This is a genomic window from Devosia sp. P2_G7 (assembly GCF_056403495.1).
On sequence record NZ_JBFUFI010000023.1, the window covers coordinates 1 to 19,916 of the forward strand.

The 19,916-nt window shown below is 65.2% G+C and carries 12 protein-coding genes; 2 read left to right on the forward strand and 10 right to left on the reverse strand.

Annotated elements, in window-relative coordinates:
* Positions 1-871 precede the first annotated feature (871 nt).
* The gene (locus AC1DWU_RS22730) at positions 872-2,836 is read left to right on the forward strand and encodes a M23 family metallopeptidase (RefSeq protein ID WP_477152298.1); all 1,965 of its coding nucleotides are present in this window, start codon (positions 872-874) and stop codon (positions 2,834-2,836) included.
* Positions 2,837-2,971: 135 nt separating this feature from the next.
* On the opposite strand, the gene AC1DWU_RS22735 is transcribed toward AC1DWU_RS22730, so the two are convergent.
* The 4 genes from AC1DWU_RS22735 to AC1DWU_RS22750 form a co-directional block, all read right to left on the reverse strand.
* Complete coding sequence (locus tag AC1DWU_RS22735) at positions 2,972-4,480, reverse strand: MFS transporter (RefSeq protein ID WP_477152299.1); 1,509 nt, start codon at positions 4,478-4,480, stop codon at positions 2,972-2,974.
* Positions 4,481-4,508: 28 nt separating this feature from the next.
* A complete protein-coding gene (locus AC1DWU_RS22740) occupies positions 4,509-4,853 on the reverse strand; it encodes a VOC family protein (protein ID WP_477152300.1) in 345 nt (114 codons plus the stop codon).
* A gap of 71 nt (positions 4,854-4,924) precedes the next feature.
* Positions 4,925-6,412: an alpha/beta hydrolase gene (locus AC1DWU_RS22745; protein ID WP_477152301.1), complete on the reverse strand. Its 1,488-nt coding sequence runs from the start codon at positions 6,410-6,412 to the stop codon at positions 4,925-4,927.
* On the reverse strand, positions 6,409-8,094 hold the full coding sequence (locus AC1DWU_RS22750; protein WP_477152302.1) for an alpha/beta hydrolase: 1,686 nt from the start codon (positions 8,092-8,094) through the stop codon (positions 6,409-6,411). The genes AC1DWU_RS22745 and AC1DWU_RS22750 overlap by 4 nt, the downstream gene beginning before the upstream one ends.
* Before the next feature lie 223 nt (positions 8,095-8,317).
* Between AC1DWU_RS22750 and AC1DWU_RS22755 the strand changes: the two genes are divergently transcribed.
* Entirely contained in the window at positions 8,318-9,850 is a 1,533-nt protein-coding gene (locus AC1DWU_RS22755) for an alpha/beta hydrolase (protein WP_477152303.1), read from the forward strand.
* 352 nt (positions 9,851-10,202) lie between these two features.
* On the opposite strand, the gene clpB is transcribed toward AC1DWU_RS22755, so the two are convergent.
* The 6 genes from clpB to AC1DWU_RS22785 all read right to left on the reverse strand — a co-directional run bounded on the left by clpB (position 10,203) and on the right by AC1DWU_RS22785 (position 19,574).
* Positions 10,203-12,824, reverse strand: a complete 2,622-nt coding sequence (gene clpB, locus AC1DWU_RS22760) for an ATP-dependent chaperone ClpB (protein ID WP_477152304.1) — start codon at positions 12,822-12,824, stop codon at positions 10,203-10,205.
* Positions 12,825-13,056: 232 nt separating this feature from the next.
* Positions 13,057-13,713, reverse strand: a complete 657-nt coding sequence (locus tag AC1DWU_RS22765; RefSeq protein ID WP_477152305.1) for a DUF4167 domain-containing protein — start codon at positions 13,711-13,713, stop codon at positions 13,057-13,059.
* A gap of 313 nt (positions 13,714-14,026) precedes the next feature.
* Positions 14,027-14,890 (reverse strand): peptide chain release factor N(5)-glutamine methyltransferase, encoded by an 864-nt coding sequence (gene prmC, locus AC1DWU_RS22770; protein WP_477152309.1) that lies wholly within the window; start codon positions 14,888-14,890, stop codon positions 14,027-14,029.
* Positions 14,887-15,963: a peptide chain release factor 1 gene (gene prfA / locus AC1DWU_RS22775; protein ID WP_477152306.1), complete on the reverse strand. Its 1,077-nt coding sequence runs from the start codon at positions 15,961-15,963 to the stop codon at positions 14,887-14,889. Before prfA ends, prmC begins: the two co-directional genes overlap by 4 nt.
* Before the next feature lie 6 nt (positions 15,964-15,969).
* The gene (gene ptsP, locus AC1DWU_RS22780) at positions 15,970-18,237 is read right to left on the reverse strand and encodes a phosphoenolpyruvate--protein phosphotransferase (RefSeq protein ID WP_477152307.1); all 2,268 of its coding nucleotides are present in this window, start codon (positions 18,235-18,237) and stop codon (positions 15,970-15,972) included.
* A 65-nt stretch (positions 18,238-18,302) separates the two neighbouring features.
* Positions 18,303-19,574, reverse strand: a complete 1,272-nt coding sequence (locus AC1DWU_RS22785) for an aspartate kinase (protein ID WP_477152308.1) — start codon at positions 19,572-19,574, stop codon at positions 18,303-18,305.
* Positions 19,575-19,916: the final 342 nt, after the last annotated feature.

Genomic DNA, 19,916 nt, shown 5'->3' on the forward strand with positions numbered 1-19,916 from the left:
TGAGAAAACGTACCGTCGAAGTCTATTTGCCCGATCTTTCGATCAGACCGCAAGAACCTCGCCGTCCACGTTTCTCTTTCTTCCAATCTTCACAATGTCAAAGAACTGACCCCGGGTACGTCTCTCGACGGCGGCGTCGGTGGAAGCTAGGCTTCCAAAATTCCTAGAGAACAGAAACCTATCTTCCGGTTGCCCGGCAGCGGCTCTGCCCTTTCAGTAAACGCTGAACAGTGGGAGCAGCAAGTGCTCGGCGTCGTCAGCGAGGCCGGGTTGTATTCGAGGCACCCTAGCCTGTCAACACCCTGTTTTCAGCTTTCGGAAGGCCCGAATTTTGAAAACCTGAAATCGCTAATTTCTTTGCAATTTCAGTGGCTTGCTTCAGTCTTTGGCGTCGTTTCCGGCGCCGCGGTCTTCAGCGATTGGCGGGTTATATGGGTGACCCCTTGGGGTGTCAACCGGCCAAGATGACGAATCTGACATTTTCGCCGGCACCGGGTCGGACCGCCATCCAACCCGTACACGTGGGTATATAGCACGCGCGCGCGGGCACTGTCATCTGGGGTTCGCAATCAGCTTGTTCAAGGGAACTTCGGGCAGGTCTTGGGCCTGTGGAAATCTCCGTGCGGCGCGAAATCGGCGCATGAACTGGTGCGAGATTCCTTTCGCCGATTGCCGAGATGGCCTCGCGATCGCCCGTGCCAGCTGGTGATACGCTGCCGCTCTCCCTGCCCTATCAGGTCCGAGGCCTAGTTTTGCCGCATTGTCCTCCCACCAAGAGCCGTGGCTAGTGAGTTGACTCGCGCGTGAGTGCGCGGCACTGCTTCTGGCCAAGGGGCGTAGGGCTTCGGCATCAGGCAGCAGGCGAACAGGGTTGAACCCAGCACAGCGTAATCGCACCGCCGCGCTTCTCAAGGCCAGTGGCTTCGAGGACGGTCCGGCACTGACCGTGCAATCCACCGATGGTGAGATTCCGCATGGCCGCGAACTGAGCTTCGCCTGGCTCACCGGTACGGTGATGACCGGCCTCACCTCGGTGCTGCTGATGGGCGCCGCCCTCTATGTGTCGTTCGAGGGCCAGGACACGTTCTCCACCGCCTACGAGGCGCTGCAGCTCATCACCAAGCCGGCCGAGGCTCCCGCCGATTCACAGGTCAAGGGCGATCGCATTCGCCCGGTAGCCAAGACCCAGTCGGAGCTCGAGATCGTCGAGGCCTCGATCCGCGAGACCGTCGATGGCCGCGCCCTGATCCGGAAGCAACCTTTCGTTCGCGTCCGCGCCACGCTCGCCACCGCCGCGACCGCGCTCTCGGGCGATATTCCTGACTACGACCCCGTGGCTATGATCGATGCCAGCCAACCGGTGGTGAGCGACGATGACGATGTCGCCAACCCCGAGATCTACGGCGCCGAGGTGGAAGGCGAGGTCCAGATCAAGACCGCCGCCCTGCCCGCGACCTTCGTTCCCGCTCCAGCCATCAGCGACAAGAGCGCTTCCGACTTCGTACGCCTGACCGTGGAGAATCTGTTTGCCGAAGGCGGCGGCGACGGTGAAGTAGCGCTGGCCTATGCCGCCCCCGACACCGGCGTCCGCGATCTCGGTGTCGTCACCGATGGTGGGCTCTCGGGCGTCGCGGAAAATGTCAGCATCCTTCCCAAGACCAAGCTGGCGGAGGAAGCCGGGTTGGGCCGGTCCGAGCGCGTCGTCACGGTGCGCGAGGCGGGCTCGCTGAAGGACCCGCTGCTGAAGAACGGTTTCGACCCCCAGACCTACGAGATGATTTCGGCGACGCTGAAGAACGTGCTGCAATCGACCAACGTGCCGGGTGGCGCGCGACTGCGTATCCTGATGGGCCCGTCGCGCAACTCGCAGACGCTGATTCCGCATCGCCTCAGCATCTACTTCCCCGATCCCAAATCCGGCGAGATCAAGCACGCGGCCACCGCTGCGCTGACCGATCGCGGCAGCTATGTGCTCGGCCTCGAGCCCCCCAAGATCGAATTCCCGGACGAAGACACCGAGGAAATCAACGTCAACAACCTTCCATCCGTTTATCGCTCGATCTGGGAAACGGCGCGCAAGCACGACATCGACGACGCCATCACCTCGCGCATCGTCGCGATGTTCGCTTACGACATCGACCTGACCAAGCGCATCAGCGCCGGCGACTCCATCGAAATTCTCGAAACCGAGAAGGACGCGACCGGACACCAGGAACTGCTTTATGTGGCGCTGAAGCTCGGCACCACGACGCGCGAGCTGTTCCGCTTCCGCACCGATGACGGCACCGTCGATTTCTACGATCCGGACGGCGAGACCGGGAAGCGCTTCCTCACCCGGCGGCCGCTGCAGGGTGGCGGGCGTCTCGCCAGCCGCTTCGGCAACCGCGTCCATCCGATCTTCAAGTCGCGCCGCATGCACACCGGCGTCGACCTCGCCTCGAAGACCGGCACGCCGATTTATGCCTCTGGCGACGGGGTGGTCGAGAAGGCGCAGTGGGTTTCGGGCTATGGCAAGTATGTCGAGCTCAAGCACGTCAACGGCTTCGAGACCGGCTACGGCCACATGAGCCGCATCGCCGACGGCATGAAGCCGGGTGCCAAGGTGCGGCAGGGCCAGATCATCGGCTATGTCGGCTCGACCGGTAATTCCACCGGCCCGCACCTGCACTTCGAGATCAAGGTCAACGGCCGCTTCGTCGATCCGCTGAGCGTCAAGCTGCCGCGCGACAAGTCGCTGGCCGCCCAGTACGAGGGCAATTTCGAGCAGACCATCGCCCAGATCCGCGACCTGATGAAGCGCGACGCCGCGCCGATGACGGTGGCCTCGCTGAACTAGGCCTGGCGGCCCCCGGTCCTCTCCACATCCCCGGCGTCATTCACGCGAAAGCGGAGACTCCGTTTTTCGTGCCCGAGGCGCCATCGCGGCGGGAATGCCCCGGTGGCTGGGAGGCCTCACGCGCCTGCGCGTCGCCTATCCGGCCTTCTTCTTCAGTTTGTTCTCCTGGGTAAACCAGGCGATGACCGCCGACAGCAGTGCCAGCGCGGCGTTGCCGTAGGCGACGGCGCCGAAGGCGGCGTTGTTGGCGACCTGACGCGCCGTTTCTGCATCGCCGGCAAGTGGTGCGTCGGGCTGCATGCCGAAGAACACCGGCAATTCTGCAAAGCCCCCCAGCGAGCGCTCGAACACGAAGGCCGCAACCCCGCCCATCAGCGCCACGGCGAGGAGACCGGCGACGCGCGCCACCGCGTTGTTGACCCCCGACGCAAGGCCGGTATCTCGATCCTCGACCGAGGTCATCACGGCGGTAGAGAGCGGCGACACCACCGCACTCATGCCGATGCCCAGCAGGATGGTCTGCGGCAGCACCGCGATCCAGATGTTCTGCAGCGGCGCAAGGAGACCCAGGAGCGCAAAGGAAAGCGCCACGATGGCAGCGCCGCCGGCAATCATCGGTCCCGGCCCCACCTTGTCGGCAAGCCGGCCGGCGTAAGGTGACAAGAGGGTGAGCGCGATGCCGAGCGGCAGGAAGACGATCGACACCTCGGCTGCCGTGACACCCCAGCCGCCGATCAATGTCATCGGCAGGAAGAAGCTGATGGCGGCGAGCGCAAAGTAGAGCGCGAAGGTCAGCCCCTGCGCTCCCGAGAAGGCGGCGTTCCTGAAATGGTGCAGCGGCAGCATCGGCGCACTGCTGCGCGCCTCCCATACAATGAAACCGACCAGTGCGACGATGCCGATGCCGCAATAGATGAGGATGTGGCTGAGCATCGGCGCGTTCCCACCCGTCCCGGTGAGGCCCAAAGCGATGAGCAACAGCGCCACCGTGATCAGCGCGCCACCGACCAGGTCGAGCCGCCTGCCCTCTTCCGGCTGATCGGCTGGAACCTTGAGGAACAGCAACGCCAGCGCGATACCACCGAGCGGCAGGTTGATGGCGAACACCAGCCGCCAACTCCAGTCGCCCATCGTGGTGAGCACGAACCCGCCGATCACCGGCCCGAGGATCGTGGTGAGCGACGAGAACGCCGACCACAGCCCGATGGCCTTGCCGCGCTCCTCCCGCGGATAGGCCTTGGCGATGATCGCGAGGCTGCCCGGCACCATCAGCGCCGCGCCGAGCCCCTGCACCGCGCGAGCGATAATGAGGAAGGTCGGGTTCGGCGCCACCGCACAGACCAGCGACGCGACGACGAACAGCACAATGCCGATCGCGAAGACGTTCCTGAGCCCGAAGCGGTCGCCCGCCGCGCCGCCAATCAGCAGCAGCGAGGCGAGGAACAGCATATAGGCGTTCGACACCCACTGCGCGTCGGCCAGCGTCGCACCGAGATCCGCCCGGATGGCCGGGGTGGCGATCGACAGCACCGAGCCGTCGATGAATCCCATCGAAGAGGCGAGGATGGCCGCGACGAGCACATAGATACGATTCTCGGCCGGACAGAAGGTGGCCGGCGCGGCACTTGATTTGACGTCGTTCATCCCCGGCTCCCTCTGGCTGGCCGGGAGCCTACGCCTTCTCGATCCATACGGCGAGTTCGTTGCCGCCCGGTTCGCGGAAGTGGAACCGCCGACCGCCCGGGAAATCGAAGGCCGGCTTGGTGATCTCGCCCCCCGCCGCCAGCACTTCGCGCTCGGCCAGTTCGAGATCCTCGGTGCGGATCACGGCCAGTGGCTTTTCGGTCCGCCCCTCACCTGAGTCGATGCCGGCATCGATCCCCGCATCGTTGATCGCCTCGTAGGACGGCCCATAGCTGGTAAACGCCCAGCCGAAGGCTTCGGCAAAGAAGCGATGGCTGTTCTGCACGCTGGTAGAGGGGAACTCGAGGTAGTCGATCTGGTACCGCTGCATCATCTTCGACACTCCTGTTCTCTTTTTGTTCCTATCGCACCCCGAACCTGCTGGCAATCGACCCGCGGTCAAACTTATCGGCTGGCGGGTGGTTGACGGGCCAGCATTTCGAGCAGCAGCGGGTATACCAATTCGGTCCTGGCCCCCGGCATGCGGGGGTCGATCAGGTCGTGCGGCAGCCGGTCGGAGCGCGGCAGCACCTCGACGTCCACCGTGCTGCCCCTGCTCCGCCACGCCGCGATCAGCTGGCGCGCCAGCTCGTTGTTCACTGCGAAATCGGCGTCGTTCAGCAGCATGCCGAGCCCGGCTGCACGCGGCGGATCGGCCCGCGCTCCGTCGCCGATGACCTCGCCAAGCCGCATGAACTGCGCCAGCGCGTGAGTCGGGATGCGCGGATAGGAGTGCTCCATGCCCGGCGATCCCTCGGGCTCGAGCGGGTTCCACAACAGCATCGTGTTGGGCATCATGAGCAGCAGGTTGGCAGCGGCGCGATTGGCCCAGGGCGGCACGAAATGCGGGCCGAGGAAAGGCGACACCGCCACTGTGTGCGCCACATCGGCCCGGTATTGCGCCGCCCAGGCAGTCATCGCCCCGCCCGCCGACATGCCGATGACCGTCACCTCGTCGCCGAGCCCATGCACCAGGTCGATGGCCTGGTCGGTGCTCGCCACCATGGTCTCGGCGTCGAGATCGACCAGCGCCAGCGTCATCTGGTCGGCCTCGCCATGGCCCGGCCAGCGCGGCAGGTAGACATTGTAGCCAAGCGCGAACAGCTGCTGCGCCAGTTCCTCCGCCTGCAGCGGGCAGTTAGTGAGACCATGCAGGTAGAGCACCACGCGGGCGACTTTCGCGCCGTGGCTGAGGAGGCGGGAACGGCAGCCTGGGTGCAACGGCAGTGCTGCCTCGTCGGCCTCGATAGCGGCGAACGCGGCAACTGCCGCCTCGTAGGTAACGACCGGCGCGGTGGGCGGACGATTCTCGGCGAGACTTTCGGCATCAAGTGGCAACTGGGAGAGCCAGATGAAGCCGGCGGTCAGCGCCAGGACGACCATCGTCAAAACAGCCGCGCCGAGCTTGGCCAGCCACGGTATCGGCCGCGGCGCCGTTTGTGGATAGACCGGCCGCAGCAGCAGCGCGGTCAGCACTCCTGCTCCCGCCATGATCAGGGCCGCGGCAAAGCCGGTGGTCAACAGGGTAAGTATGGCGAGTTCCAGCACGCCGAAGCCACGCTCGGCGAGAGCCACCGGCTCAACTGGCTTGCTCTGCAGATCGGCGAGGCCCAGCACGATCGGGTAGGAGAACAACCCCACCAGCATGCCGGCAAAGGCGCCGCGCGCCAGCGACAGCCGCCGTGGCCAGCCGATGACCAGCCACCACGCCAGATAGCCGGTGAGAAACGTGCCGGCAAATGTGCTGATCCAGCCGCCCGGTGACATCTCCACCCCGAGCGGCCCGCCCACGTCGAAGCCGATAACCGGCGCGGCAACTACAGCCGCGAGACCGAAGATGGCGGCGGCAACCAGCGTCCACCACCATTGTCCGGCAACCTGCCGGTTCGTCACTTGGTCACGGCCTTGTCTGGATGAACCGCCGCGAGGCGCTCGGCAACCACCAGCTTCAGCTTCTCGATCGCCGCGTCGTCCCAGCCGGGCGGCTCAACCAGCGCACGCCACGCATCGATATAGTCGGAACCCGAGTAGTTGTGGCCGTAGCCGGGGGGCACGTCGAGTGCCAGCGCCATGTCCATGCCCAGCTGCAGGAAGGTGACCAACGGGTACCAGTTGAGAATCGGCGAGACGTCATGCGCCCGCTCGCCTTTCAGCCAGTCCGGCGTCCGGTGCAGCGCGTCGAAGCTAAAGAATACGATCGGATCGCTGGCATGCTGCAGGAAGGCGATGCGCATCGGCCCCCAGGGGATGCCGGGGACTTCGAGCCCGCCGCCCTGATTGCTGAAGCGGATGGTGGTCTCGTTGCCGAAGCGCGGCAGCCACTCGCGCGAGCCCGGCTGGCGATTGTTGGTGGCCCAGCGCCAGATACCACTGGTGTAGGGCGGCCCTACCCACAGCGCGCCTTGGAACGGATCCTGCAGCACGTCGAAGAAATGCGTCGAGGCCTGCGACGCATGTGCGCCGAGGCTCAGGCCGTTGAGGTAAAGCCGCGGCCGCCGATCATGCGGCAGCGTCGTCCAGTACGCATAGACGACATTGAACAGGGCTTGCGCGGCGTCGCTCCCGTAATCCGGCTCGACAATGAGCGATAGTGGGCTGAGCAGATAGGAATATTGCAGCGACACCGACGCGACGTCGCCGGCCATCAGGTATTCGAGCGTATCCACGCCGGCCGGATCGACCCAGCCGGTGCCGACCGGCGTGATCACCACCAGCACCGTGCGATCGAACGCCCCGACCCGCTTCATCTCGGCCAATGCCAGCGCCGCCCGCTCCTCGATGCTGTCGGCGGAGCGCAGCCCGACCGACACACGGAGCGGCTCCAGCGCCGGCCGCCCGATGACCATCTCGATATCGGCCCTGGTCGGGCCGGAAGCGACATAGATGCGACCGTCGCGCCCGATGGTGCTCCAGTCGATCAGTGACTGCGCACTGCCCGATTGCAGCGGACCGGCCGGCGGCGTGCCGAACTGGCCGGCAATACTATCGAGCCGGAGGAAGAACTCATCGGCGGCGCGCAGCGCCCCGCGCAGCAGCAACCCGTTGAACAGAGTGGTGACGACGATACCGACCACCACCAGACTGCCCACCATCGCCACCCGGCGCGGCACGTAGCGCACCAGCCGTTGCGACACGAAGCTGACGCCGTAGACCAGCAGCCTGCCGATGACGATCAGGATGGCGGCCGGGACGAGGGCGATCAGCAGCACCCAGAGCGGGTGCCCGCTCTCGACCGGCGACATCCCCATCACCGCACGGACGGAGTTCTGCCAGCCGGTGGTCTGGTAAAGGCAGACGGCCATCAGGATGATGCAGCCGATCGCCACGACCAGCTTGAGCCAGGCGGTGTATTTCGAGTCCGGCAGCTTCAGCCCCATGTAGTCCCACAGCCACTCGAGGAACACCCCGATGCCGTAGCCGATGGCGAAGGCGCATCCGGAGAGCACTCCTTGGACCAGCGCGCCGCGGGGCAGCAGCGAGGGGGTCAAGGCCAGCGAGAACAGGATGGACCCAACCACCAGGCCCATCTCGGAGAACAGGCCGATCAGCCGCAGGAGCCATCTGGGGAGCTGCACATCATCCTCCGGAGCTGGTCGCTCGGATCTCTGGACGCACTAGACTTGCAGCGTTGCTGCCGACAACCGATCAATATTGGCCGCGCAATTTTACCGTCATTGCGCTGGCGATTACAGCACCGGCGTGCATACCAAATTGCCGAGATATTCCCTGCAATCGGATGCTAGACTCTACTGCAAGATATTGCGGCGCAGGGTCGTTCCCGAGATGTCAGAGATCGAAATGAGCGACCAGCCGAACAACACGCCACCCCGCCGTGCCGCCCACCATTGGTGGACATTGATTGCCGGCATCGTCTTTGCGCTCGCCGCGCTCGTCGCCGTGCCGCTCACCGGCGTCCGCATTCTCGAGCTCGTCGACAATACCAAGGGCGAGGTCACCTGGACCACGCTGTTTGCGGGCGTGTTCCTAACCGGATGCTTCGGCTGGTGGCTGCTGCTGGCGCGCGGGCGCCGCTTCACCCTGATGCGCGGAGCCGCGGCCGGTGTGCTCGTCGCCTTCCTGTCCTACCCAGTGGTGCTGGTGCTGGCCGACATCTTCCAGCGCGGCTGGCGCGAGCCGCAGGACATGTTCAGCTACCAGAGCCGCACCGGCAACGTGCTCGTCCGAATCGTCGTCACGCTTGTAACGACGGGGTTCGCCGCGACGTTGACCTTCGCCGTGGTTGGCGTGGCCCTGGTCTGGGTGCTGCACCGCAGGTCGCCCGATGCGCGCCCCGAACGTCGCAGCTTCTGGCGCACCATCCCCCGACTGGCTGGCACGCTGGCGCTGCTCACCGTGCTGTTTCTCGTCGGCAGCTTCACCTTCCTGACGCTGATGCCGCTCAACACCGCTGGGCTGACCGGCGCGGCGCCCGCCGACGCACAGCCCGTCGCCTACGAGCAGTCCCTTGCCGGCTTCGACGCAGTCCGGCAACGCGAAGCGGCCCTGCCGCTCAACCCGCGCTGCCGGTCGCAGCTGCTGACGCATGGCGAGAAGGTGAAGCGCGTCGTGGTGTTCTTCCACGGGCTGACCAACTGCCCGGCACAGGCAGAGAAACTGGCGCCGCAGCTGTTCGCGCTCGGCTACAACGTCTACGTGCCCCGCATGCCGCAGCATGGAGATGCCGACCAGTTGAGTTTGGCGCTCGCCGACCTCACGGCCGAGCAGCTGGTCGCCGAGGCCAATGAGACCATGGCGATCGCCAAGGGCCTGGGCGACGAGGTGGTAATCACCGGGCTGTCGGCCGGCGGCATTCTCTCGTCGTGGCTCGCGCAGTATCGCGCCGATGCCGACCAGTCGATTTCGATGGCGCCGTTCTTCGGCCCGCACGTCCTGCCCCAATGGGCCAACCGGGCGGCAACCAACCTGTTGCTGCTGTTGCCCAATATGATGGTGTGGTGGGACCCCAAGACCCAGCAGAACCCGCCGGGCATGACCTATGCCTATCCCCGCTTCGCTACTCACGGACTGGCGCAGGCGATGCGGCTGGGCGAATCGGTGATGGAGGCCGCGCACCACGGGGCACCGCTGGGATCCGGCATCGCCATGCTGCTGAACGAAGCCGACGACGCGGTCAGCAACCCGCTGGCGGAGGACCTTGTGGCGGACTGGCAAAACCACGGGGCGACGGTGAATGTCGAAACGCTGCCGCTGACGCTGGGACTGGGACACGACCTGATCGACCCGCACCAGCCGACCGGCAATCCGGCGCTGGTCTATGGGCTGCTCATCGACATGATGAACGGCGTCAAACCGGCCCTGCAGCAGCCATAGCCCCCCTGCGAATTCGCTGCCGATCCGGGAGCCGGACCCTGCTCCGCGCGTCGCGTCACGGGTCCGACTGAAGCTGAAGACGTGCCAGCCAAATGCATCGGCAAAGAACTGACGACTGCTAACCTCGTCTATGCTTGGAAATTCAACATCATCGATCTCACGACCCCTACCAGTCGCGCTTTCGCTCGTTTTGTTCCATATTTGTTCTTGCATGGTTCCCGTTGGAACTGAAGTGAAAGCGCCCAGTCTGCTCCGTATGAAGCCGTACTAAAATTTGCGGCCTCTGCCAGTCCCGCCACAAGCTCAGCGTCCAGAATAAGAAGGGGCCGACCCTTCGGCCGGCCCCAGACTCTTAAGCCGCGGCGTCGATGCCGGGCTGTTCGACACCCGCGGCCCTGAGGAACAGGCCGCTGTCGCCACCATCGACCACGACGGTCTGCCCGTCGCCGACCCGGCCGGCGAGGATCTCCTCGGCGAGACGATCCTGCACCTCGCGCTGGATCACCCGCTTCAGCGGCCGCGCCCCGTAAGCGGGATCGTACCCCTCGTTGGCGAGCCACTCGCGCGCCGCGGGAGTGAGCTCGAGCGAGATGTCGCGCTCCTTCAGCAGCCCGCGCAGGCGGCCGAGCTGGATGTCGACGATTGCGCCCATGTGGTCGCGCTGCAGCCGGTGGAAGACGATGATGTCGTCGATCCGGTTAAGGAACTCCGGCCGGAACGAGGCCTTCACCACGTCGAGCACCTTGCCGCGCACCAGTTCCACCGACTCGCCGTCCTTGAGGTTGACGAGATACTCGGAGCCGAGGTTCGAGGTCATGATGATCAGCGTGTTGCGGAAATCGACCGTCCGCCCCTGTCCGTCCGTCAGCCGCCCATCGTCGAGCACCTGGAGGAGGACATTGAACACGTCCGGATGTGCCTTCTCGATCTCGTCGAACAAGACGACCTGATACGGCCGACGCCGCACCGCCTCGGTCAGCACCCCGCCCTCGTCGTAACCGACATAGCCCGGAGGGGCGCCGATCAGGCGGGCGACCGAGTGCTTTTCCATGAACTCCGACATATCGAGCCGCACCAGCGCATGCTCATCGTCGAACAGGAACTGCGCCAGCGACTTGGTGAGCTCGGTCTTGCCGACGCCGGTTGGCCCGAGGAACATGAACGAGCCGATCGGCCGGTTCGGATCCTGCAGCCCGGCGCGGGCGCGACGCACGGCTTTCGCCACCGCTTCAACCGCTTCGGCCTGGCCGATGACGCGCTTGCCCAGTTCGGTTTCCATGGCCAGCAGCTTCTCGCGCTCGCCTTCGAGCATGCGATCGACTGGAATGCCGGTCCAGCGGCTCACGACACCAGCGATGTGGCTCGGCGTTACCACTTCCTCGACCATCGGATTGTCCGGCTTGCCGTCGCCATTCGGGTCGTCTGCCAGCTTGATCTTCTTCTCGAGATCCGGAATCACGCCATAGGCCAGCTCGCCGGCACGCGCGAGGTTCCCCTGCCGCTGTGCCAGTTCGAGATCGGTGCGGGCCTTGTCGAGCTCTTCCTTGAGCTTCTGAGACCCCTGCATGCGCAGCTTCTCATTCTGCCAGCGGGTGGTCAGCGCATTGGCCTGCTCCTCGAGGTCGGCGAGTTCCTGCTCCAGGCGACCGAGCCGGGTCTTCGAGCCGTCATCGGTTTCCTTCTTCAGCGCCTCGCGCTCGATCTTCAGCTGCATGATGCGGCGGTCGAGCTCGTCGAGCTCCTCCGGCTTCGATTCGGCCGCCATGCGCAGCCGCGCCGCCGCCTCGTCGATCAGGTCGATTGCCTTGTCGGGCAGGAACCGATCCGCGATGTAGCGCTTCGACAGCGTCGAGGCGGCAACGATGGCCGAATCGGAGATGCGGATGCCGTGATGCAGCTCGTACTTTTCCTTGAGTCCGCGGAGGATCGAGATCGTGTCCTCGACCGTCGGCTCATCGACGAACACCGGCTGGAAGCGACGGGCCAGGGCCGCGTCCTTCTCGACATGCTTCCGGTACTCATCCAGCGTCGTCGCGCCGACGCAGTGGAGTTCACCGCGGGCGAGCGCCGGCTTCAGCAGGTTCGACGCGTCCATCGCGCCATCGGTCTTGCCGGCGCCGACGAGCGTGTGCATCTCGTCGATGAACAGGATGATCTGCCCATCGGCCGAGGAAATCTCGTTGAGCACGGCCTTCAGCCGCTCCTCGAACTCGCCGCGATACTTTGCGCCGGCGATCAGCGCGCCCATGTCGAGCGACAGCAGCGACTTGTTCTTGAGCGATTCCGGCACGTCGCCATTGACGATGCGGATGGCGAGGCCCTCGACGATGGCGGTCTTGCCGACGCCGGGTTCGCCGATCAGCACCGGGTTATTCTTGGTACGGCGGCTCAGCACCTGAACGGTGCGGCGAATCTCTTCGTCGCGGCCGATCACCGGATCGATCTTGCCCTCGCGGGCCGCCTCGGTGAGGTCGCGGGCGTATTTCTTCAGCGCGTCATAGCTGTTCTCGGCCGAAGCGGAATCGGCGGTGCGACCCTTGCGGATCTCGTTGATTGCCTCATTCAGCCCCTGCGGCGTGACACCGGCCGAAGCCAGGATCTTACCCGCATCGATATCCTTTTCCACCGCCAGCGCCAGCAGCAGCCGCTCGACCGTGACGAACGAGTCGCCGGACTTCTGCGCTGCCTTTTCGGCAGTATCGAAGACCCGCGCCAGTTCGCGGCTGAGATAAAGCTGCCCGGCATCGCCGGAAACCTTGGGGATGCGGGCAATCGCCGCCTCGGTTTCGGCCCGCGCAATCTTGGCATCGCCGCCGGCCTTGGTGATGAGTCCGGCCGACATGCCCTCGTCGTCGTCCAGCAGCACCTTTAGGAGGTGCAGCGGTGCGAACTGCTGATGGCCATTGCTGAGCGCCAGCTGCTGCGCATTCTGGATGAAGCCGCGCGCGCGCTCGGTGTATTTCTCGATATTCATTCAACTCTCCTCGTCTGGCACGTCGGACCCGCCCTGAGTGAGGCACGCATCCAACGCCTGAAGCGTTGATTTGGCTCAAACGAAATCGCAGTTGGAATCGACCAAGCCAGATCAGGACCGGATGCCCGCTCGGCGGCGCTTCCCGGTCTCGACGGAGATATAGGGAGCGCCGGACAAAACAAAAGGCCGGGAGTGATCCCGGCCTTCATGGTTTTTTCCAAGGCGTCTAGGCTTACTCAGCCGGCGTGTTGCCAGCCGTCAGGAAAGCCGGCAGCTCGCCGACGTCGGGCTGCGGTGCACCAGCGGGATCGGCCCCGCCTTCGCCACCCTGCCCGCGCGACCGGCGGCGCGGCCGGCGATCGCGACGACGTGGTTCGCCTTCGGCCTGCGGTGCATCGCCCTCGGCCTGCGGCGCAGCCGCGGCAGTCTCGACGACAGCCATCACCACCGGCTCGCTGCCGGGGATCGGCTGCTGCGGCTGCTGCTGGTCGTGCTGCTGTTGCGGCTGCTGGTTGAACTGGCGCGGTTCCGGCGACGCAAACCGATCGTTCATCGGCTCGAAATCGTCGTCGTAATCGTCCTCGTTGGTCGGCTGGCCGAACTGGTCGCGCTGCTGACCCTGCTGCGGCTGAGCCGCACTGAGAATGCGGAAGTAGTGCTCCGCATGCTGCAGGTAATTCTCGGCCATCACGCTGTCGCCGGAGGACTGCGCGTCGCGAGCGAGCTGCAGGTACTTCTCGGCGATGTGCGAGGCGTTGCCGCGCACCTTCACGTCGGGGCCATTGCTCTCGTAGTTGCGGCTCAACGGGTTGCCGTGCTTGCGGCCACCATTGTTGTTCCGGCCACGGGAGCGGTTCTTGTTGTTGTTCTGCTGATTGTTAGGTCTCATCGTCTCTTTTCAAGCCTTGGAAAAGAATACTGAAGGCAACATTGGGGACATCAGCACCGGGGGCCACAGGCGCCAATCGGGCGCGGGCGGTCTCGTTCCAGCGGTGCCTGAGCTATCGCGTGTTGAACCACTTGTTGCTCATCAAGGCGCCTCGGTTCCTCGTCCGAGAATCGAACACTGCTAAATGCAGCTTCGCCGATGAGCGGGTGGCCGTCACCTTGGCGCGATCTGCTCGCACCGTTGACAGCACCGGGAACCTATCTGGTTCGCCCCGGCTTTCCAAGCACAAAATATGGGCGCTCCTCGCGGATACTCAAGAGCCAAGGTTTAGCCTGGCAACAATCATGCGGTCATGGCCCGAAAGATCGCGCGCTACTTCGACTTCGGCAAAGCCGGCGCCGACGAAGATATCGCTCACCGCCACGCCCTGGCTGGAGCCGATTTCAAGCAGCAGCACGCCCTCGGGTGCGAGGAACAATCCGGCCTCGGCGGCGATCGCCCGGTAAGCGGCAAGTCCATCGGGACCGCCGTCGAGCGCCAGCCGCGGATCGTGCTCGCGTACCTCTGGCATCAGGCCGGCAATCTCCGCGGTCTCGATATAGGGCGGGTTCGAGGTGATGAGGTCGAACCGCTCGCCCGGCTCCAGCGGATCGAACCACGAGCCTTTGAGTGTTGTCAGCCGGCTGCCGACGCCGTGCCGGTTGGCATTGAAGCGGGCCATCTCCAGCGCCTCGGCGGAGAGATCCACCGCCACACCGATGACGTCGGAGTACTCGGTCAGCAGCGAAATCGGGATGCACCCGGTGCCGGTGCCGAGATCGAGGATGCGGGGCTTGTCGAGGGCACCGATGACTTCCAGCCCGCGCTCAACCAGGAGTTCGGTCTCCGGCCGCGGGACCAGCGTTGCCGCGTTGAGCTTGAAGCCCAGGCCCCAGAATTCCTTCTCGCCGAGGATTCGCACCACCGGCTCGCCCTTGAGGCGCCGCGCGGCAAAGGCTTCGAGCGCCTTCAGCTGCTTTTCCGGCACCTCTTCGCGCTCGCGATTGACCAGCTCCAGCCGGTCCATGTCGAAGGCCGCTTCAGCGAATAGCCGGGCGTCGAGTTCCGCCGTGTCGATGCCGGCCCGCCGGAACAGGTCGCGTACCCCTCGCCATGCTGCCCCTACGCTGAGTGTCAGGAAATCCCCTCCATGGCGGCGAGCTGCGCCGCCTGGTGTTCGGTGATGAGGGCCGAGATCAGCTCCTCCAGGGCATCGCCCGCAATCACCTTGTCGAGCTTGTAGAGCGTCAGATTGATCCGGTGATCGGTTACTCGTCCCTGAGGAAAGTTATACGTGCGAATGCGTTCCGACCGGTCGCCCGAGCCTACCTGCTCCTTGCGGGCTTCGGAGCGGGCACTGTCCCGGGCGTTGCGCTGCTCTTCATAGAGCCGTGCCTGCAACACCTTCATGGCAGTGGCGCGGTTCTGGTGCTGGCTCTTCTGCGAAGCGGTGACGACGATGCCCGACGGCAAGTGGGTGATACGCACTGCCGAGTCGGTGGTGTTGACGTGCTGGCCGCCAGCGCCCGACGACCGCATGGTGTCGATGCGGATGTCCTCGGCCTTGATGTCGATGTCGATCTCTTCGACCTCGGGCAGCACGGCGACGGTGGCGGCAGACGTGTGGATGCGGCCCTGCGTTTCGGTCGCCGGCACGCGCTGCACCCGGTGCACGCCCGATTCGTACTTGAGCTTGGCGTAAGCGCCCTTGCCGGTGATGTTGGCGACCACTTCCTTGTAGCCGCCGACCTCGCCCGGGCTCTCTTCCATCAGGGTGAACTTCCAGCCCTGGAGGTCCGCATAACGCTGGTACATCCGCAGCAGGTCGCCGGCGAACAGCGCGGCTTCGTCGCCGCCGGTGCCGCCCCGCACTTCGAGGATCACGCTTTTCTCGTCGGCCGCGTCCTTCGGCAGCAACAGAATGCGAATCTCGGCCACCGATTGCTCGATCTTCGGCTTCAGTTCGCTGATCTCGGCGGCGGCCATCTCGGCCATTTCCTTGTCGCCGGAGCCGGCCAGCTCCTCAGCCGACTCGAGATCGGCGAGCAGCTTCTGGTACGCCTGAATCGGCCGCACCATCGGCTCGAGCTCGGCATATTCCTTGCTCAGCTTCACGAACTGCTCGGCAGCCGGGCCGGAGGCCAGCGCCGCTTCGATCGAATCGAATCGCTTGGTGAGGGCGTCGAGTTTGTCCTGCGGGAGGGAGGCCATTTATACCTAGATCACCAGGCCCTGCCGCCCCGCCCAATCGAGCAGCAGCTCGCGGATACTGGGGCCATGCGCGCCTTCGAGGAGGGCGGCGGAGACCGAATTGCGGATGGGAGTGAGTTCGGTGCCGAGGATCATTTCCTTGATCGGACCGATGGAAGGCGGGCTCATCGACAGCTTGGTCATGCCGATCGACAGCAGCGCCAGCGACTCGACGGTCTTGCCGGCGAGCTCGCCGCACATGGTCAGCGGCACGTTGTAGCGCTTGGCCATATCGACGATGTGCTTGAGGGCGCGCAGCCGCGGCAGCGCGATCGGGTCATACGACTTGGCGACGCGCTTGTTGCCGCGATCGGCGGCGGTGAGGAACATCACCAGGTCGTTCGAGCCGATCGAGACGAAGTCCGCCTCGGGCAGTACCTGATCGAGCTCCCACAATAGCGAGGGCACCTCGATCATCGCGCCGAGTTCGAGCTTCGAAGGCACCGGCTGGCCGGCATGCTTCATGCGCTCGACTTCCTTGTTGACCACCAGCCGGGTCTGCCGGAATTCCCAGGCGTCGGTGACCATCGGCACGAGGATCTTCATCGGCCCGCCGTTGGCCGCCTGCAACAGCGCGCGGATCTGGATGCGCAGCAGCCCCTGCCGGTCGAGTGCCAGGCGCAGCGAGCGGAAGCCCATGGCCGGGTTCTCTTCGGCCTCGTAGCGGAGGTACGGGATCACCTTGTCGCCGCCGATATCGAGCAGGCGGAAGACGATCGGCTTGCCTTCGGTGAGCCGGATCGCCTCGGAATAGAGCTCGACCTGCTCCTTCAGCCTCGGCAGGCGCGAGGCGATCATGAACTGCAGCTCGGTGCGGAACAGCCCGACGCCCGACGCGCCGGTGTCCTGCAGCATCGGCAGGTCCGCGACGATGCCCGAATTGTGCAGCAGCGTGATCTCGTGGCCGTCGCGGGTGACGGCCGGCTTGTCCTTCAGTTCCAGGTAGTGGGCGCGCCGCTTGGCGCCGAGCCGCACCTTATCGACATAGACCTGGATCATGTCCGGGGTCGGCCGCAGGTAGACTGTGCCGGCGGGACCATCGACGATGATGTCGTCGCCCGATTCCGACATCGAGACGATGTTCTCGGCCTGTCCGACCGCAACGAGTCCGAGCGACTTGGCGACGATGGCGACGTGCGAGATCGCCGCGCCTTCTTCCAGCACCACGGCGCGCAGCCGCGTGCGGTCGTATTCCAGCAGGTCCGCCGGGCCCATGTTGCGGGCGACGAGGATGGCGTTGTCGGGCAGGTCCTTCTTGCCCATGCCGCCGCCATTGCCGGTCAGCACCCGGAGCAGCCGGTTGGCGAGGTCGTCGAGGTCATGCAGGCGATCCTTGATGTAGGGATCGGTCGATCGCATCATCCTCGCGCGGGTATCGTTCTGCACCCGCTCGACCGCCGCCTCGGCGGTGAGGCCGTTGTCGATTGCCTCGGTCAGCCGGTCGACCCAGCCGCGATCGTTGGCGAACATCCGGTAGCTCTCGAGGATCTCGCGATGATCCGAGAACGACTGCATGTCGCCATGGCTCAGCATCTGGTCGATCGAGAGGCGCATCCGGTCGAGCGCCTCGCGCAGCCGCCCTAGTTCGACCTCGGTATCCTCGGCGACGAAGTTGGTGACGACGACGCGCGGATCGTGCAGCACCACCTTGCCGAGCGCCACGCCGTCAGTGAACCCGGTGCCGTCGAAATGGCGTGGGCGGCGCAGGTCGATGTCCTGGCCCGGCTTGATCAGCGCATCGAAATCGGCGGTCGACATCATCTCGGCGAGCAATGTCGCCGTGGTCAGCATCGCCTCGATCTCGTCTTCGCCGTAGCTGTGCGAATTGCGGTTCTGCACCACCAGCACGCCAAGCGTCTGGCCGGCGCGCAGCACCGGCACGCCCAGGAAGGCCTGGAACGGATCTTCCCCGGTTTCCGGGCGATAGGCGAAGGCCGGATGGGCCGGCGCATTATCGAGGCTAAGCGGTTCGGCCTGCGCCGCGATCAGGCCAACCAGGCCTTCGCCGAGCCGCAGCGTCGTCATGTGCACGGCGCTCGCCTCGAGGCCGCGGGTAGCGAACAGCTCGAGCGCGCCGTCATCGCGCAGCACGTAGAACGAACAGACGTCCGCGTGCATGTTGTCGGCAATGAGATTGACGATCTTGTCGAGCCGAGCCTGCGAAGCCAGCGGCTCCGCCATGGTTTCGCGCAGCTGCTTCAAAAGCACGCGCGGCCCGCTGATCGCTGTGGCCATGATTCCCGCCTGGCGGCCCCGGCGCCGCCCTATCGCCTGGGCGCCGCGACCGGGGTCAAAGCGTCTCAGGCGTCCTGCTTGTCCAACCCGTAATACGTATGCAGCGCCCGGACCGCAAGCTCAGCATATTCGTCATCGATCAGCACCGAGGTCTTGATTTCCGAGGTGGTGATCAGCTGGATGTTGATCGACTTGTCGGCCAGCGCCTTGAACATCGAGGCCGCAACGCCCGCATGATTGCGCATGCCGACGCCCACCACCGACACCTTGGCCCCGCCCTTGGCGGTGTTGAGCACGCGGTATTCGAACCGCCCGGCCTCGCCCGCGGCCTTCAGCGCCTTCACCGCCTTGTCGTGCTCGGCATCGGGCACGGTGAAGGTGATGTCGGTGGTCGAACCATCTTCGGAGACGTTCTGCACGATCATGTCGACAACGATCGATTCATCCGACAGCGCCCCGAAGATCGCCGCGGCGACGCCCGGCCGGTCCTTGACGTCGCGCAGCGTGATCTTGGATTCGGCCCGTGCCAGGGTGACGCCCGAAACGATCTGCTTTTCCATGATCTCTTCCTCATCGCATACGATTGTGCCGGGGACCCCCGGCGTGCCGTCCGGCGCGATCTGCGGCGCATTCGGATCGTCGAAAGTGGAACGCACGGTGAGGCGCACCTTATGCGCCATCGCCATCTCGACCGAGCGGATCATCAGCACCTTGGCGCCGAGCGAGGCCATTTCCAGCATCTCTTCGAACGAGATCTTGGAGAGGCGGCGCGCCTTGGGAGTGATGCGCGGGTCGGTGGTGTAGACGCCGTCGACATCGGTGTAGATGTCGCAGCGATCGGCCTTCACCGCGGCAGCCACGGCCACCGCACTGGTATCGGAGCCGCCACGGCCGAGCGTTGTGACCCGGCCCGACGGGGCTACGCCCTGGAAGCCTGTGATCACAGGCACTACGCCATCGGCGAAGCGCTTTTCGAGTTCGGTCGGATCGATTTCCATGATCCGCGCCGCGCCATGCGCGTCGTCGGTCTTGATCGGCACCTGCCAGCCCTGGAACGAGCGCGACGGGATGCCCATCTCGCTCAGCACCACGGCCATCAGGCCCGCGGTGACCTGCTCGCCGGAGGCGACCACCGCGTCGTACTCGCGCGCATCATGCAGCTTCGATGCGTCATTGACCCAGCCGACCAGCTCGTTGGTCTTGCCCGACATGGCCGACACCACCACCGCGACTTCGTTGCCGGCGTCGACCTCACGCTTCACATGCAGCGCCGCCTGACGGATGCGCTCGACCGAGGCGACCGAGGTGCCGCCGAACTTGACTACGATACGGCCCAAGGCCCCTACCCCGATTTTGTGGCGGAACCCGCCGGTACGCTCAGAATTGCGCGGGGACATGCCACAAACAGGCGGGGTTATCAACAGGACGTGCGGATGCGCCCGACAGCCCGTGGGCTTCGGAGGTTTCAAAGAGCCGTTCCCGGTAGAAGCGGGACCGGCGAGGCGTTTGCCCCGTAGCGGTAGTCCGCGAATGAATGAGGCTCACGCCTCGCCGGCCGGCCGGGGTTTTGGGCCTATGCCACCAGTGCCGGGGCGCATCCCCTGCCGCATCGCGGGAACGATGGCAGCTCGGTCGGCGGCCGGAATGCCAGCACCGCGTTTCCTTGCTCCCGCCCGGCT

Coding starts and splice junctions, on each gene's coding strand:
- AC1DWU_RS22735 (WP_477152299.1), bottom strand. CDS start 4,480: ATGAACGACGTCAAATCAAGTGCCGCGCCGGCCACCTTCTGTCCGGCC.
- AC1DWU_RS22740 (WP_477152300.1), bottom strand. CDS start 4,853: ATGATGCAGCGGTACCAGATCGACTACCTCGAGTTCCCCTCTACCAGC.
- AC1DWU_RS22755 (WP_477152303.1), top strand. CDS start 8,318: ATGAGCGACCAGCCGAACAACACGCCACCCCGCCGTGCCGCCCACCAT.
- clpB (WP_477152304.1), bottom strand. CDS start 12,824: ATGAATATCGAGAAATACACCGAGCGCGCGCGCGGCTTCATCCAGAAT.
- AC1DWU_RS22765 (WP_477152305.1), bottom strand. CDS start 13,713: ATGAGACCTAACAATCAGCAGAACAACAACAAGAACCGCTCCCGTGGC.
- prfA (WP_477152306.1), bottom strand. CDS start 15,963: ATGGCCTCCCTCCCGCAGGACAAACTCGACGCCCTCACCAAGCGATTC.
- ptsP (WP_477152307.1), bottom strand. CDS start 18,237: ATGGCCACAGCGATCAGCGGGCCGCGCGTGCTTTTGAAGCAGCTGCGC.